This is a genomic window from Burkholderia sp. BCC0044 (assembly GCF_902832955.1).
Classification (GTDB): domain Bacteria; phylum Pseudomonadota; class Gammaproteobacteria; order Burkholderiales; family Burkholderiaceae; genus Burkholderia.
The window spans coordinates 1,259,366-1,273,652 of the sequence record NZ_CADFDO010000002.1 but is presented as its reverse complement, the minus strand read 5'-3'; the positions used below and the strand labels follow the sequence as shown (position 1 = coordinate 1,273,652).

At 65.9% G+C, this 14,287-nt stretch carries 14 protein-coding genes and 1 pseudogene; 9 read left to right on the top strand and 6 right to left on the bottom strand.

Features of this window, described 5'->3' with window-relative positions; genetic code table 11:
• Nucleotides 1–13: 13 nt before the first annotated feature.
• Nucleotides 14–1,063, bottom strand: a pseudogene (locus HWX14_RS14150) (transposase); the annotation flags it as partial.
• An 86-nt stretch (nt 1,064–1,149) separates the two neighbouring features.
• Between HWX14_RS14150 and glnQ the strand changes: the two are divergent.
• The 6 genes from glnQ (at nt 1,150) to HWX14_RS14120 (ending at nt 6,962) form a co-directional block, all read left to right on the top strand.
• Complete coding sequence (gene glnQ / locus HWX14_RS14145; protein ID WP_011547980.1) at nt 1,150–1,878, top strand: glutamine ABC transporter ATP-binding protein GlnQ; 729 nt, start codon at nt 1,150–1,152, stop codon at nt 1,876–1,878.
• 20 nt (nt 1,879–1,898) lie between these two features.
• Nucleotides 1,899–2,948, top strand: coding sequence for a C45 family peptidase (locus HWX14_RS14140; protein WP_175883279.1), 1,050 nt, complete (start codon nt 1,899–1,901; stop codon nt 2,946–2,948).
• Between the two features lie 15 nt (nt 2,949–2,963).
• Nucleotides 2,964–4,298: an aspartate aminotransferase family protein gene (locus tag HWX14_RS14135; RefSeq protein WP_175883278.1), complete on the top strand. Its 1,335-nt coding sequence runs from the start codon at nt 2,964–2,966 to the stop codon at nt 4,296–4,298.
• Between the two features lie 25 nt (nt 4,299–4,323).
• Entirely contained in the window at nt 4,324–4,878 is a 555-nt protein-coding gene (locus HWX14_RS14130; protein ID WP_006486233.1) for a carboxymuconolactone decarboxylase family protein, read from the top strand.
• 209 nt (nt 4,879–5,087) lie between these two features.
• Nucleotides 5,088–5,987, top strand: coding sequence for a lipid A hydroxylase LpxO (gene lpxO, locus HWX14_RS14125; protein ID WP_175883277.1), 900 nt, complete (start codon nt 5,088–5,090; stop codon nt 5,985–5,987).
• A gap of 156 nt (nt 5,988–6,143) precedes the next feature.
• A complete protein-coding gene (locus HWX14_RS14120; protein WP_175883276.1) occupies nt 6,144–6,962 on the top strand; it encodes an extensin in 819 nt (272 codons plus the stop codon).
• 95 nt (nt 6,963–7,057) lie between these two features.
• Here the strand turns inward: HWX14_RS14120 and ahpF are convergent, their stop codons facing one another.
• From ahpF to HWX14_RS14095, 5 genes are all read right to left on the bottom strand, one after another.
• On the bottom strand, nt 7,058–8,656 hold the full coding sequence (gene ahpF / locus HWX14_RS14115; protein ID WP_175883275.1) for an alkyl hydroperoxide reductase subunit F: 1,599 nt from the start codon (nt 8,654–8,656) through the stop codon (nt 7,058–7,060).
• A gap of 122 nt (nt 8,657–8,778) precedes the next feature.
• The gene (ahpC, locus tag HWX14_RS14110) at nt 8,779–9,342 is read right to left on the bottom strand and encodes an alkyl hydroperoxide reductase subunit C (protein WP_011547973.1); all 564 of its coding nucleotides are present in this window, start codon (nt 9,340–9,342) and stop codon (nt 8,779–8,781) included.
• A 229-nt stretch (nt 9,343–9,571) separates the two neighbouring features.
• Entirely contained in the window at nt 9,572–9,937 is a 366-nt protein-coding gene (locus tag HWX14_RS14105; RefSeq protein WP_175883274.1) for a type II toxin-antitoxin system VapC family toxin, read from the bottom strand.
• Nucleotides 9,931–10,149, bottom strand: a complete 219-nt coding sequence (locus HWX14_RS14100) for a ribbon-helix-helix protein, CopG family (RefSeq protein WP_175883273.1) — start codon at nt 10,147–10,149, stop codon at nt 9,931–9,933. The genes HWX14_RS14105 and HWX14_RS14100 overlap by 7 nt, the downstream gene beginning before the upstream one ends.
• Before the next feature lie 90 nt (nt 10,150–10,239).
• Nucleotides 10,240–11,136 (bottom strand): LysR substrate-binding domain-containing protein, encoded by an 897-nt coding sequence (locus HWX14_RS14095; RefSeq protein ID WP_175883272.1) that lies wholly within the window; start codon nt 11,134–11,136, stop codon nt 10,240–10,242.
• A gap of 178 nt (nt 11,137–11,314) precedes the next feature.
• Between HWX14_RS14095 and HWX14_RS14090 the strand changes: the two genes are divergently transcribed.
• From HWX14_RS14090 to HWX14_RS14080, 3 genes are read left to right on the top strand one after another with little or no spacing between them, the layout of a single operon-like run.
• Nucleotides 11,315–12,481 (top strand): branched-chain amino acid ABC transporter substrate-binding protein, encoded by a 1,167-nt coding sequence (locus HWX14_RS14090; protein WP_175883271.1) that lies wholly within the window; start codon nt 11,315–11,317, stop codon nt 12,479–12,481.
• A gap of 32 nt (nt 12,482–12,513) precedes the next feature.
• Nucleotides 12,514–13,038, top strand: coding sequence for an L-2-amino-thiazoline-4-carboxylic acid hydrolase (locus HWX14_RS14085; protein ID WP_175883270.1), 525 nt, complete (start codon nt 12,514–12,516; stop codon nt 13,036–13,038).
• On the top strand, nt 13,031–14,287 hold the full coding sequence (locus HWX14_RS14080; RefSeq protein ID WP_175883269.1) for a Zn-dependent hydrolase: 1,257 nt from the start codon (nt 13,031–13,033) through the stop codon (nt 14,285–14,287). The genes HWX14_RS14085 and HWX14_RS14080 overlap by 8 nt, the downstream gene beginning before the upstream one ends.

The following is a 14,287-nucleotide window of genomic DNA, read 5'->3' as shown; positions in this document are numbered from 1 at the left end:
CCTTGCCTCCCTCGAGAGGGGCAATTCCCACGACTGGCGATGCACGTCCGCATCGGAGAATGTTCAACGCAGCGTTGATATCGCGATCATGCTCGACACCACAATCACTGCAGGCCCACTCTCTTATTCGCAGTCCCGCGATACCTTTCGGCCGCGTCGTGCTGTCTTTCGACCCGCACGCCGAACAGGACTGGGTGGAACCGCTTTCGTCGACTTCCTCGAACGTGGCTCCGTGCGCGATCGCCTTGTAACGGAGCTTGTTGCGGAAGGACGACCAGGATGCGTCGTAGACGCTCTTCGCTATCCTGGTTTTGGCGAGTTTTGCGGCCGACACGTTGCCGACCGCGATGTAATCGAAGCGCCGCACCAGATCGAGCGCGACCTTGTGTTGAAAATCGGCACGGGCATTGGCGATCTTGGCGTGCAACTTCGCGATATGCCGCTTGTGCTTGCGCGCACGCTGCGCCTTCGCCAGCCTTTCAGCCGCGCGCCGGCCAAACTGGTCATTCGGCAGCTTCTCGCCGGTCGAAAGTGTGGCGAAGTCTTTCAGGCCGAGATCGATGCCGACACCGGAACGGGTCGGGCGGGCCTGAACATCGGGCATCTCGATCACGACGTTGAGAAACCAATTGCCGCGAGCATCCTGCGCAAAGTTGGTCCCGTCCTTGATCTTGCCTTCGGGAAGCGGTCGACTGTTGAATACGCGAAAGGTATTGCCGGCGAAACGAAATGCGTCGCCTTCGCGCTTCAGGTCTCGGCCTTTCAGCGGCACCCAACCAAGCGATTTCCTGCCGCGATAGCGCAGGTAAGGTCGCCGATGCTGACTGCGCGACTTCGCGTATTGCTCGCACGTGGCGTTGACCGTGCCGGAGTGAATACCGAGTTCCTTGCTGCTCCCCGTCGTCAGTACGTTCAAATCGAATCCCGTCGGCCACTTCTTGCGCCACTTGAGCGCGTGCTTCTGCGTGTCATTGCAAAAATTCCAGACATAGTTCACCGCGCGACTCTGCTTGTTAAGCAGTCTGTTGAGCGACTTTACCCGGTAGCGGTAGACGAGGATCATGCTTGTCACTCTACCGTTGGAATGCTATCTGTCAACAACGCTTCTTTCCGCTTTGCCACAGATTGCGGCGTTTCTAGGAGCACCTTATGAGCATGATCGAGTTCCAGAACGTGTCGAAGAGCTTCGGCCACGTGCCGGTGCTGAAGAACATCGACCTGAAGATCGACGCGGGCGAGGTAGTCGTCGTGGTCGGCCCGTCGGGCTCGGGCAAATCGACGATGCTGCGCTGTATCAACGCGCTCGAGAAAATCACCGGCGGCGAGCTGCTGGTCGACGGCCAGAGCGTGCGCGGCAACGCGACGACGATCCGCAACATCCGGCTCGAAGCCGGCATGGTGTTCCAGCAGTTCAACCTGTTCCCGCAAATGACCGCGCTCGAGAACGTGATGTTCGGGCCGATGCAGGTGCGCGGCGCGTCGCGCGCCGACGCGCGCGACCAGGCGATGGCGCTGCTCGACAAGGTCGGCCTCGAATCGCGCGCGAATCATTACCCGTCGGAACTGTCGGGCGGCCAGCAGCAGCGCGTCGCGATCGCGCGTGCGCTCGCGATCCGGCCGCGGCTGATGCTGTTCGACGAGCCGACGTCGGCGCTCGATCCGGAATTGCGCCACGAAGTGCTGAAAGTGATGCAGGATCTCGCGACCGAAGGGATGACGATGATCGTCGTCACGCACGAGATCGGCTTCGCGAAGCGGGTCGGCACGCGGCTGCTGTTCATGGATCAGGGCGGCATCGCCGAGGACGGCCATCCGGTCGACCTGATCGACCGGCCGCCGACGCCGCGCCTGAAGGAATTCCTGAAACACGTGTCCTGAACGGAACCGAACCCGCCGACATGCCGCTCTCCCTTTCTCCCGTCATCGCCGGCACGCCGTTCGACATCGGCGTGCGCCTCGGCGAGCTTGCCCGCCCGATATTCGACGCGTACATGCAGCAGAGCAGCGCATGGCAGGCCGTGCGCCGCTGGCGCGGCGATCCATTCGTCGACGCGCTGCGGCAGGCCGCGCTCGCCGCGTACCCCGATCTCGTCGCGGAACTGGACGGGATCGCGGCGGGCGTCGATTGGCACGCTGATGACATCTTCCTGTGGAATTGCCGCGGCGAGCTGATCCACAACTCGCCGGACGGCTGCACGACGCTTGCCGCGCGCGAGGCGAACGGCACGCGCTGGATCGCGCACAACGAGGACGGCGATCCGTACCTGCGCGAACGCTGCCTGCTCGTCGACGTGCAGCCGACGGGCAAGCCGGGCTTCATCAGTTTCTACTATCCGGGCTCGCTGCCGGGTCATACGTTTGCCGTGAACCGCGCGGGCATCGCGCAGGCGATCAACAACCTGCGGATCCGCACGCCGGCGCCGGGCGTGCCGCGCATGATTCTTGCGCGCGCCGTGCTCGATGCGACGTCGCTCGACGCGGCGGCCGACGTGCTGCGATCGCATCCGCGCGCGAGCGGCTTTCATCACACGATCGGTGCGACCGACGACGCGCGCGTGCTGAGCATCGAGGCGAGCGTCGCGCGCTGTTCGGTCGTCGACGTCGCGCACGTCAGCGGGCACGCGAATCATCTCGTGCATGCCGGTTGCGACGCGGAAGCGCAGATCGTCACGCAGTCGTCCTCCGACCGCCAGCGCCGCGTCGATGCGTTGACGCCCGGCATCGACACGGTCGACGCAGCCGCGCTGCTGCGCGTGCTCGGCGATCGCGCGCCGGAAGGGCTGCCGATCTACCGCGACGATCCGGCCGATCCCGACGACGAGAACACGCTCGCAACCGCGGTGTTCGAGATTCATGACACCGCGATCGATTTCACCGTCCATCAACACGGCACGCAGCGCTTCGCGACGCGCATCGTGCCGTCCGCGCACGCGCCCAGCGCGTCCTGATCCTTGAGGCAACGCATGACGACCGTTTTCCATCGCGCCCCGCGCGCCACCTTGCCCGTTGCCGTCGCTGGCGACGGCATCGAGATCATCGATTCGACCGGCAAACGCTATATCGACGCGTGCGGCGGCGCGGCCGTATCGTGTCTCGGCCACAGCAACCAGCGCGTGATCGACGCGATCAAGCGGCAGGCGCAGCAACTGCCTTACGCGCATACGTCGTTCTTCACCACGGAAGTGGCCGAGGCGCTGGCCGACCGGCTCGTCGACGCCGCGCCGGCCGGGCTCGATCACATGTATTTCGTGTCGGGCGGCTCCGAGGCGATCGAGGCCGCGCTGAAGCTCGCGCGCCAGTACTTCGTCGAGAAAGGCGAGCCGCAGCGCCGTCATTTCATCGCCCGGCGCCAGAGCTATCACGGCAACACGCTCGGCGCGCTCGCGATCGGCGGCAACGCATGGCGGCGCGAGCCGTTCCTGCCGCTGCTGATCGAAGCGCACCACGTGAGCCCGTGCTATGCGTACCGAGACCAGCAGGCGGGCGAAACCGACGAAGCGTACGCGCAGCGCCTGGCCGACGAACTCGAGCAGAAGATCGTCGAACTCGGCGCGGAAAACGTCGCGGCGTTCGTCGCGGAAACGGTGGTGGGCGCGACGGCCGGCGCGGTGCCGCCGGTGCGCACGTACCTGAAGAAGATTCGCGCGGTGTGCGACAAGTACGGCGTGCTGTTGATTCTCGACGAGATCATGTCGGGGATGGGGCGCACGGGTTACCTGTATGCGTGCAACGAAGACGGCGTCGCGCCCGATCTGCTGACGATCGCGAAGGGGCTCGGCGCGGGCTATCAGCCGATCGGTGCGACGCTGGTGAGCGACCGCATCTATCGCACGATCGTCGACGGCTCCGGCTTCTTCCAGCACGGGCACACGTACCTCGGCCACGCGACCGCTTGCGCGGCCGCGCTCGAAGTGCAGCGCGTGATTGCGGAAGACAAGCTGCTCGACAACGTGAAGGCGCGCGGCGAGCAGTTGCGTGCGTCGTTGCGCGAACATTACGGCGCGCATCCGCATGTCGGCGACGTGCGCGGCCGCGGGCTGTTCGTCGGCGTCGAACTCGTGCGCGATCGCGACACCAAGGCGACGTTCGATCCCGCGCTGAAGCTGCACGCGGCGGTCAAGCGCGAAGCGATGCAGCGCGGCTTGATGGTGTATCCGATGGGTGGCACGATCGACGGCGTGCACGGCGATCACATCCTCGTTGCTCCACCGTTCGTGTGCACCGCGCAGCAGATCGACACGATCGTCGAGCGGCTGTCCGGCGCGATCGGCGCGGCGCTCGCATCGGCCGGCGCATGAACCCCGACCTCACCGAGTCCTTGCCATGACAGACAGACTGCCTCCTTTCGATCCCGCGTCGGCCACCGACGAACAGAAGGCCGTGCTCGCCGATATCCTCAGCGGCCCGCGCGGCAACCTCAACGGGCCGTTCCTCGGCTGGATCGCGAGCCCCGAGCTGGCCCAGCACGCTCAGAAGCTCGGCGCGTTCTGCCGCTATCGCACGGGGCTGCCGCTGCGCCTATCGGAGCTCGCGATTCTCGTGACGGCCGCGCGCTGGCGCTCGCAGGCCGAGTGGCACATCCATCATCCGATCGCGCTCGAGGCCGGCGTGCCGGCCGCGACGGCCGACGCGATCCGGCTGGGCGTCGCGCCCGCATTCGAATCGGACGACGACGCGCTGATCCATGCGTTCGCCACCGAGCTGTACGACACGCGTCGCGTGAGCGATGCGACGTTCGCACGTGCGCAGGCGCGCTTCGGCCACGAGACCGTGGTGAACCTCGTCGCGTTGCTCGGCTATTACGCGCTCGTCGCGATGACGCTCAACACGTTCGGCATGCGCGCAGACGGGCAAACTGATTTGCCGTTTCCGGAATAATCGCTGCCGGCGCGTGTGTCGGCGGCATGCCGCACGCGTGCTCGAATTGCCCGGAAAAGCCCGTATACACGGGCTTTTCTGCATTTCGGCGTGGCGCGATCCATCGTCTCGCCGCGTCGTGACGACGCACGCCGCACGACCTGCGCGTCGATGCAGGAAATTTTCCCCGTCTCTAGAATTTCTTCAAAGGAGCTACGGGGGAAATATCGATGCGCTGGGTCCTGTTGATCGTGTTCATTGCGTGTGTCGTGTACACGCATCGGCGCGGCAAGGTTCGGCACCGGTTGTTCAGGCAACTATCCGACCACTCGACCTTTACCGCACCGCTGAACTGCTTTTCGTACGCGTTCTCGTCGGTGCCGACCACGCCGTTTCTCGATACGCGGCACTTTCCGGAACTCGCGGTGCTGCAGCGCGAATGGCGCACGTTCCGCCGCGAAGCGCTCGCGTTGCGCGACGCGAGGCGGATCAAGGCGTCGGGCGAGTACAACGACATCGGCTTCAACTCGTTCTTTCGCCACGGCTGGAAGCGTTTCTACCTGAAGTGGTACGACGCGCCGCATCCGTCCGCGCAGGCGTTGTGTCCGCGCTCGGTCGAGATCCTGTCGCGGATTCCGTCGATCAAGGCGGCGATGTTCGCGCAGTTGCCGCCGGGCGGGAAGCTCGGGCTGCATCGCGATCCGTATGCGGGTTCGCTGCGCTACCACCTCGGGCTCGATACGCCGAACGACGATGCGTGCCGGATCGTCGTCGACGGCGAATCGTATGCGTGGCGCGACGGCGAGGCGGTGATGTTCGACGAGACGTATCTGCACTGGGCCGAAAACCGCACCGCGCGCGATCGCGTGATCCTGTTCTGCGACATCGACCGCCCGATGAAATATCGCTGGGCGCAGCGCGTCAACGATGCGGTCGGGCAACTGCTGATGCGCGCGGCTGCGTCGCCGAACGAAACCGGCGATCGTACGGGCGGGCTCAATCGCGCGTTCAGGTATCTCTATGCGATTCGCCGCGCCGGCAAGCGCTTGAAGGCGTGGAATCGCACGGTGTACTACATCGTCAAGTGGCTGCTGTTCGGCGGGATCGCGGTCGCGATCTTCTGCCTCTGACGGAAGGCGGTGGGCGTTTTTTCTCGTCTGACGATAGTGCGGCAAGGCGCCGACGGCCGTGCGCCGTCAACAATGCAACCAAATGTATTCGTGCGAGATCAACGCGTATTGGCCGCGTATGATGGCTTGTTCACATCGATATGTCGGTGAGCAAGCATGACGAGTACCCGTAAAACCATGATGATCGCCGGCGGGCTGCTGGTAGCCGCGGCCGGCACCGCGTACGTGATGCTTCTGCGCGCGGACCACCGTGCGATCGAAGACGCCGGCATTGGCGATTCGGCCGCGCCTGTCGCCGCGGCGCCCGCAGGCAACGATCACGCGGTGCAGGGCGCGATCGCGCCGCCGGCACCGGCCGCCGCGATAGCGCCGAAGCAGGCGGCTGCTGCGCCGCCTCCCGCACCAACTGCACCAACGCCGGCACCGGCCGCAACCGCGCGCGTCGACGCCGCGCCTGCGCCGGTTCCGGTCGTCAGCGACAAGCCGCAACCGGTGACGAAGCCGGCCGCACCGCCGCCGAAGGTCAATGTCGTGACGGTGAACCCGGACGATTCGACCCCACCGGCCCCGGTCCCGGCCCAGACTGCGGCCGTTCAACCCGCTCAATCGGTCCAACCCGCTCAGTCGGCTGCGCCCGCGCAGGTCACGCAACGCGCACAGGTCACGCAACGCGCGCCGCGCAAGCGCGACGGCCTCGAACGCCACGCCGCTGCCGCGCCGCCAGCCGCGACGAAATCCGAAACGCCGGAGACGGCCGCGCTCGTCAGGGAATCGGCGAAGCTCGACCCGTCGTTGCCGCCGCCGTCGATGTCATCGGTATCTTCAATGCCGGCGAGCACCGGTTCGTACCGACAGGGCGGTTCGTCGTCCGGCGCGAATCCGGTGGCCGCCGCGATGACCGAGCAACTGGTCAGGCAGTCGAGCAGTTTCAAGTCGACGGCGCCAGCGGATGGCGGCGCGACCGCGACCAAGTAACCGCCAACGCGTTCGGCATAAAAAGGGCCCCGCACGCCGACCAAAGCATGCGGGGCCAAGAGAGACAAACTTCGATGTCGGCGGGCTGACGTCCGTCAGGCGGCGACCGCTTCTTCGGCCTGCGGCCGAGCGGTTGCGACCGGCGCCACGTCCTGCCGGATCAGGTGATCGAACGCGCCCAGCGACGCCTTCGCGCCTTCGCCGACCGCGATCACGATCTGCTTGAACGGCACCGTCGTCACGTCGCCGGCCGCGAACACGCCCGGCACCGACGTCGCGCCGCGCGCATCGACGACGATCTCGCCGTGCTTCGACAGTTCGACCGTGCCCTTCAGCCATTCGGTGTTCGGCACGAGGCCGATCTGCACGAATACGCCCTCGAGATCGATGCGCTGCGTGTCGCCCGAGCGCAGGTCCTTGTAGACGAGCCCGTTCAGCTTGCTGCCGTCGCCGGTCAGTTCGGTCGTCTGCGCCTGCGTGACGATCGTCACGTTCGGCAGGCTGCGCAGCTTGCGCTGCAGCACTTCGTCCGCACGCAGTTGCGCGCCGAATTCGATCAGCGTGACTTCCTTCACGATGCCGGCGAGGTCGATTGCGGCTTCGACGCCCGAGTTGCCGCCGCCGACCACCGCGACGCGCTTGCCCTTGAACAGCGGGCCGTCGCAGTGCGGGCAATACGCGACCCCGCGGTTGCGGTATTCGCGCTCGCCCGGCACGTTGATTTCGCGCCAGCGCGCGCCGGTCGCGAGGACGATCGTCTTCGCCTTCAGCACCGCGCCGTTCGCGAGGCGGATCTGGTGCACGTCGCCCGGAATCAGCGCGTCGGCGCGCTGCACGTCCATGATGTCGACGTCGTACTGCTTCACGTGCTGTTCGAGTGCGGTCGCGAACTTCGGCCCTTCGGTTTCCTGCACCGACACGAAGTTCTCGATCGCCATCGTGTCCAGCACCTGGCCGCCGAAACGCTCGGCGACCACACCGGTCGCGATGCCCTTGCGTGCCGAGTAGATGGCGGCGGCCGCGCCTGCCGGGCCGCCGCCGACGATCAGCGTGTCGAACACCGGCTTGTTTTCGAGCGACTTCGCCGCGCGTTCGCCGGCACCCGTATCGAGCTTCGCGAGGATTTCCTTCACGCTGCTGCGGCCCTGGCCGAACGATTCGCCGTTCAGGAACATCGTCGGCACGGCCATGATCTGGCGCGATTCGACTTCGTTTTGGAACAGCGCACCGTCGATCGCGACGTGGCGGATGCGCGGGTTGATCAGCGACATCACGTTCAGCGCCTGCACGACTTCCGGGCAGTTCTGGCACGACAGCGAGAAATACGTTTCGAATGCGTAGTCGCCGTCGAGCGCGCGGATCTGTTCGATCACGTCGTCGTCGAGCTTGATCGGATGGCCGCCCGTCTGCAGCAGCGCGAGCACGAGCGACGTGAATTCATGGCCCATCGGGATGCCGGCGAAACGGATGCCGGCCGGCTTGCCGGGCTCGCCGATCGAGAACGACGGCTTGCGCTCGGCGTCGTCGCGGCGTTCGGTTACGGTCACGCGATCCGTCAGCGACGCAATCTCGGTCAGCAGCGCCAGCAGTTCCTGCGATTTCGCGCTGTCGTCGAGCGAGGCGACGAGTTCGATCGGGCGCGTGATTTTTTCGAGGTACGCTTTGAGTTGGTTCTTGAGATTGGCGTCGAGCATGGCGTTTCGGATTCCGTATTGATCATTCTGGTCGGGCACGTCGTGCCGGAGGAGGGCGCGGGCCGCGCGAGGCGGCCCGTGGCGATGCTTGTCGCGCGCCCCCTGTGAGGCGCGCGGCGACCTTAGATCTTGCCGATCAGGTCGAGCGACGGGGTCAGCGTTTCCGCACCCGGCGTCCACTTGGCCGGGCACACTTCACCCGGATGCGCGGCGATGTATTGCGCGGCCTGCACCTTGCGCAGCAGTTCGCCTGCGTCGCGGCCGATGCCGTTATCGTGGATTTCGCACAGCTTGATCTCGCCTTCCGGGTTGATCACGAACGTGCCGCGCAGCGCCATCCCTTCTTCCTCGATCAGCACGTCGAAGTTGCGCGACAGCGTGAGCGTCGGGTCGCCGACCAGCGGGTACTTGATCTTGGCGATCGTGTCCGACGTGTCGTGCCATGCCTTGTGCGTGAAGTGCGTGTCGGTCGACACGCCGTAGATTTCGACACCCAGCTTCTGGAATTCCGCGTAACGGTCGGCGAGGTCGCCCAGTTCGGTCGGGCAGACGAACGTGAAGTCGGCCGGGTAGAACACGACGACGGACCACTTGCCCTTGAAGTTCTCTTCCGAGACGGGCACGAATTCGCCGTTGTGGTAAGCGGTTGCCTTGAACGGCTTGATTTGGGTGTTGATGATCGGCATCTGGACAATTCCTTTTCGTCAGTGGTGAGTGGAGTGTTGCCAGTATCCGGGTTCACCCTGAGCTTGTGAAATTGCTTGTTTCAATCCGGGGCATCGGGATTTTCTATCTGCTTCCGGCCCTTGATTGGCGGGGGCGGGGCGGAGGACGTTGACGTGGGTGGCGCCCGCTTGGCATCAGCGCGGGTCGGGGGGATGTGCTGGGAAGGCGTATGCGCTCGCGTACGCCGGCTTAGATCTGATACGGCACGCGAACGCCGGGTTCGGAGGCGGGAAAGTCCTTCGTGTTGCGCGATACGAGCAGCAGACCGTTCACTTGCGCCGATGCCCACACGATCGCGTCGGGCAGGCGTATGCGGCGGTCCTTGCGAATCGTCACGGCGCGATTCGCAACCGTGCTGTCGAGTGCGATGACATCGAACGACGAGAGCCATGCACGAATGGGTGCCTCGTCATTAGTGGACGTGCCGACGAGGACTTCCATCCACGAGATCATGCTGATTGCACGATAGTCGTAGCGGCCGAGCTCCGCACGGGCGGATTCCACGCCGCCCAGATAATCGATCAGGATGTTGGTGTCGAAAAGGGCTTTTACCATTCCGAGCGCAATTCCTCTTGATAGGCGAGCCCGTCGATCGTGCGATCTTTCCAGAGACCGAAGACGTCGTCGGCAAGCCGGTGCTTGTTCAGGGCAATGTAGGCGTCGATCGCGTCGCGAATGATGGCGGCGCGGGGACGGTGTTGAGTCTCGACGATGGCGGCCAACTCGTCGAGTTGGCCATCCGACAGATCGATCAGAATCCGGCTCATGGCAACCTCCGATATATGATATGGATATCATATATGCCAAGTTGAAAGCACGCAAGGCTCCCAGCAGGACGACGCGTCTATGGGGTCCGCTCAAATCCCCGCCATCTTCCGCAACCACGCCGCCAGCCGTCGCGCCCCGTCCGGCATGTCCGCGTCCTCGCGCGTGCACAGGTAGTAGTCGCGCCCGTCGTCGAGCGCGTGATCGAACAGTTGCACGAGCTCGCCGCTCGCCAGTTCGCGCTGGACCAGCGGCGCGCGCAGCAACGCGGCGCCGAGATCCGCGCGCGCGGCGCTCAGCGTGAGCTGGCCATCCTCGAACATCGGCCCCACCGCGTGCGACACGTGCCGCACGCCGGCGCCCTGCAGCCAGTTGACCCACGTGCTGCGGTCCTCGTCGTGCACGAGCGGCGCGCGGGCGAGATCGGCCGGCGTGCGGAACGGCCCGTGACGCTTCAGGAACGACGGGCTGCACATCGGCACCATCGCGCCCGGCAGCAGCCGCTCGCAGCGGTAACCGGGCCAGTCGCCGGTGCCGAAGCGGATCGACAGATCCGACGCATCGCTGCGGTAGTTGCGGTGGTGCGCGTACAGCACCGTGACGTCGACATCGGTGTTGTCGGCCAGGAACGCATGCAGCCGCGGAATGAACCAGCCGATGCCGAGCAGCGGAATCAGGCTGACGGTGATCTGGCGCAGCGACGAACGGTCGCGCACGAAGCGCGTCGCGCTGCGCAGCACCGAGAACGCCGCGCTGATCGACCGGTAGTAGTCGCGGCCCTCGTCGGTGAGCGCGAGCAGCCGGCCTTCGCGCACCGTCAGCGGCGTCTGGATGAACGCTTCGAGCAGTTGCAGCTGATGGCTGACCGCCGACGGCGTGATGTCGAGTTCGCCGGCCGCCGCGGTGACCGACCCGAGACGCGCAAACGCTTCGAACGCACGCACCGCGCGAAGCGGCGGATCGTACGGCAATTGTTCGATATTTTTCATGTATCGAATTTTATCGAAAAGTCAGGGTAAGCGACAACACAAAAATATCCCGTATTTACAGGGTGATACGTTAATGTGTCGGGAACGGCATAAGCATTCAACAATTGGGTATTTGGGGTTTGGGTATCGAATATTTAATATTTTTCATGTTTTTGATCCCGCTAACCGATCCCCGCACATGAAAATCGCTTTCCTCTCCGCCAGCCTCGCTTTTTCGGCGGCCGCCCTGGTCGCCGCCGTTCCCGCATTCGCGCAGTCCGCGCCGCAGACCGTCCTGATCGGTCTCGCCGCGCCGCTCACCGGCCCGTCCGCGCGGATCGGCAAGGACCTGCAGAACGGCGCGCAACTCGCGATCGACGACGCGAACGCGAAGCATCCGACCATCGGCGGCAAGCCGGTCGTCTACAAGCTCGTCGCGGCCGACGACCAGTCCGACCCGCGCACGGCGGTCGCGGTCGCGCAGCAACTCGTCGACCAGCACGTGATCGGCGTCGTCGGTCACTGGAACACGGGCTGCAGCGTGCCGGCGTCGCGCGTATACCGCGATGCGGGCATCCCGCAGATCGCGCCGGCGTCCACCGGCCATCAATACACGCAGCAGGGCTACGCGACGGCGTTCCGCATCATGGGTCACGACGATGCGGGCGGCCATTTCACCGGTGCATACGCGGTGAAGACGCTGAAGGCGAAGCGCATCGCGGTGATCGACGATCGCACGTCGTTCGGCGCGGGGCTGGCCGACCAGTTCATCAAGGGCGTGCAGGCGAACGGCGGCACGATCGTCGATCGCCAGTACGTGAACGACAAGACGACCGACTTCAGCGGCGTGCTGACCGCGATCAAGGGCAAGCGCGCGGATCTCGTGTTCTTCGGCGGTCTCGACGCGCAGGCGGCACCGATCGCGCGCCGGATGCGCCAGCTCGGCGTGAACGCGCCGCTGCTCGGCGCGGGCGGCTTCGTGAGCCAGACCTTCCTGTCGCTCGCCGGCAAGGACGGCGACGGCGTGACGGCGCTCGAACCGGGCCTGCCGCTGGACCGGATGCCGGGCGGCAACGCGTTCGACACGCAATACCAGGCGCGCTTTCACGCGCCGATCGAACTGCATGCGCCGTTCGCGTACGACGCGGCCGCCACGCTGATCGCGGCCGCGCAGAAGGCCGGCACGACGCAGCCGGCGAAGCTGGTCGCGGCCGTTCGTGCGGTCGACCGGCCGGGCGTGACCGGGCGCATTGCGTTCGACGCCGAAGGCAACCTGAAGGACCCGGCTTTCACGATCTACCAGGTGCGCGGCGGCAAGTGGGCCGTCGTCGACGTGCTCGGCGGCTCGCGCACCGCGGCCAAGTAACGACACAACGACAAAAAACCAGGACGATTCCCATGACAGAAGCGAACCCGACATCCGCCGCCGCACCCGAGGACTCGCGCCTCGGGATCCTCGCGCGGCGCCGCATCGAAGCAGAAATCATCAAGCCGATCTACGAGATCATGAAGCGCGAGTTCGGCATCGAGCGCGCGCAGGCCGTGATCGCGGAAGCCGTGCGCGGCGCGGCCGTCGACGCGGGCCGCACATTTGCCGCGCAGGAGCCGGACGGCACGAGCGTGAAGTCGTTCATCGCGCTGCAGGTGCTGTGGGAGAAGGACGACGCGCTCGACGTCGAGGTGCGGCGCGCGGACGACGCGCACTACGACTACGACGTGCATCGCTGCCGCTATGCGGAGATGTATCACGCGATGGGGCTCGGCGAGATCGGCCACCTGCTGAGCTGCGCGCGCGACAGCTATTTTATCCAGGGCTATGCGCCGGACATCGCGCTCACGCGCACGAGCACGATCATGCAGGGCGGCAAGCGTTGCGATTTCCGCTATGCGCTGCAAAGCGCGCCGGAGAACGGCGATGCGTGACGATACCGACATGACGCGCATGCCGCGCGTCGACGGCGAGCGCCTGTGGGCGTCGCTCGAACGGATGGCACAGATCGGCGCGACGCCGAAGGGCGGCGTCTGTCGTCTCGCGCTGACCGATCTCGACCGCGAGTCGCGCGACCTGTTCGTGCAGTGGGCGCGCGACGCCGGCTGCACGGTGCGCGTCGACCGGATGGGCAACGTGTTCGCGCGCCGCGCGGGCCGCCAACCCGACGCCGCACCGGTGATGACGGGCTCGCACGCCGATTCGCAACCGACCGGCGGCCGCTACGACGGCATCTACGGCGTGCTCGGCGGCCTCGAAGTCGTGCGCGCGCTGAACGACGCGGGCATCGAGACCGAACGCCCGATCGACGTCGTGATCTGGACCAACGAGGAAGGCTCGCGCTTCGCGCCGGCGATGGTGTCGGCCGGCGTGTTCTCGGGCGTCTATACGCTCGAATACGGGCTGTCGCGCACCGACGGCGCGGGCCGGACGATCGGCGAGGAGCTCGAACGGATCGGCTACGCGGGCGCGGAGCCGGTCGGTGGCTATCCGGTGCACGCGGCGTACGAACTGCATATCGAGCAGGGCGCGATTCTGGAGCGGGCCGGCAAGACGATCGGCGTCGTGACGGCCGGGCAGGGGCAGCGCTGGTATGAGGTGACGCTCACCGGTGTCGACGCGCACGCAGGCACGACGCCGATGGCGTTCCGTCGCGACGCGCTGGTGGGCGCGGCGCGGATGATCTCGTTCCTCGACGTGCTCGGCCGTCGCTACGCACCGGATGCGCGCGCAACGGTCGGGATGATCGAGGCGCGGCCGAATTCGCGCAACACGGTGCCGGGCGGCTGCTTCTTCACGGTGGAATTCCGTCACCCGGACGATGCGGTACTCGACGAACTGGACGCGGCGCTGCGCGCGGAACTCGCGCGCGTGGCCGACGAAACCGGCCTCGGCGCGCGGATCGAGCAGATCTTCACGTATGCGCCGGTGCCGTTCGCGCCACGCTGCATCGATACGGTGCGTGACGCGGCGCGCTCGCTCGGGCTGTCGCACATGGACATCGTGTCCGGCGCCGGTCATGACGCGTGCTATGTCGCGCGTGTCGCGCCGACCGGGATGATCTTCGTGCCGTGCGTCGACGGGCTGAGCCACAACGAGGCCGAAGCGATTACGCCCGAATGGGCGACGGCCGGCGCCGACGTGCTGTTGCGCGCGGTGCTGCAGAGCGCGCAGGAAGCGTAA

Bases quoted from the DNA above. Each gene is read 5' to 3' on its own strand.
- HWX14_RS14090 (WP_175883271.1), top strand. From the start codon at position 11,315: ATGAAAATCGCTTTCCTCTCCGCCAGCCTCGCTTTTTCGGCGGCCGCC.
- ahpC (WP_011547973.1), bottom strand. From the start codon at position 9,342: ATGCCGATCATCAACACCCAAATCAAGCCGTTCAAGGCAACCGCTTAC.
- HWX14_RS14120 (WP_175883276.1), top strand. From the start codon at position 6,144: ATGACGAGTACCCGTAAAACCATGATGATCGCCGGCGGGCTGCTGGTA.
- HWX14_RS14095 (WP_175883272.1), bottom strand. From the start codon at position 11,136: ATGAAAAATATCGAACAATTGCCGTACGATCCGCCGCTTCGCGCGGTG.
- HWX14_RS14085 (WP_175883270.1), top strand. From the start codon at position 12,514: ATGACAGAAGCGAACCCGACATCCGCCGCCGCACCCGAGGACTCGCGC.
- HWX14_RS14105 (WP_175883274.1), bottom strand. From the start codon at position 9,937: ATGGTAAAAGCCCTTTTCGACACCAACATCCTGATCGATTATCTGGGC.
- lpxO (WP_175883277.1), top strand. From the start codon at position 5,088: ATGCGCTGGGTCCTGTTGATCGTGTTCATTGCGTGTGTCGTGTACACG.
- HWX14_RS14080 (WP_175883269.1), top strand. From the start codon at position 13,031: ATGCGTGACGATACCGACATGACGCGCATGCCGCGCGTCGACGGCGAG.
- HWX14_RS14140 (WP_175883279.1), top strand. From the start codon at position 1,899: ATGCCGCTCTCCCTTTCTCCCGTCATCGCCGGCACGCCGTTCGACATC.
- HWX14_RS14135 (WP_175883278.1), top strand. From the start codon at position 2,964: ATGACGACCGTTTTCCATCGCGCCCCGCGCGCCACCTTGCCCGTTGCC.
- glnQ (WP_011547980.1), top strand. From the start codon at position 1,150: ATGAGCATGATCGAGTTCCAGAACGTGTCGAAGAGCTTCGGCCACGTG.
- HWX14_RS14130 (WP_006486233.1), top strand. From the start codon at position 4,324: ATGACAGACAGACTGCCTCCTTTCGATCCCGCGTCGGCCACCGACGAA.
- ahpF (WP_175883275.1), bottom strand. From the start codon at position 8,656: ATGCTCGACGCCAATCTCAAGAACCAACTCAAAGCGTACCTCGAAAAA.
- HWX14_RS14100 (WP_175883273.1), bottom strand. From the start codon at position 10,149: ATGAGCCGGATTCTGATCGATCTGTCGGATGGCCAACTCGACGAGTTG.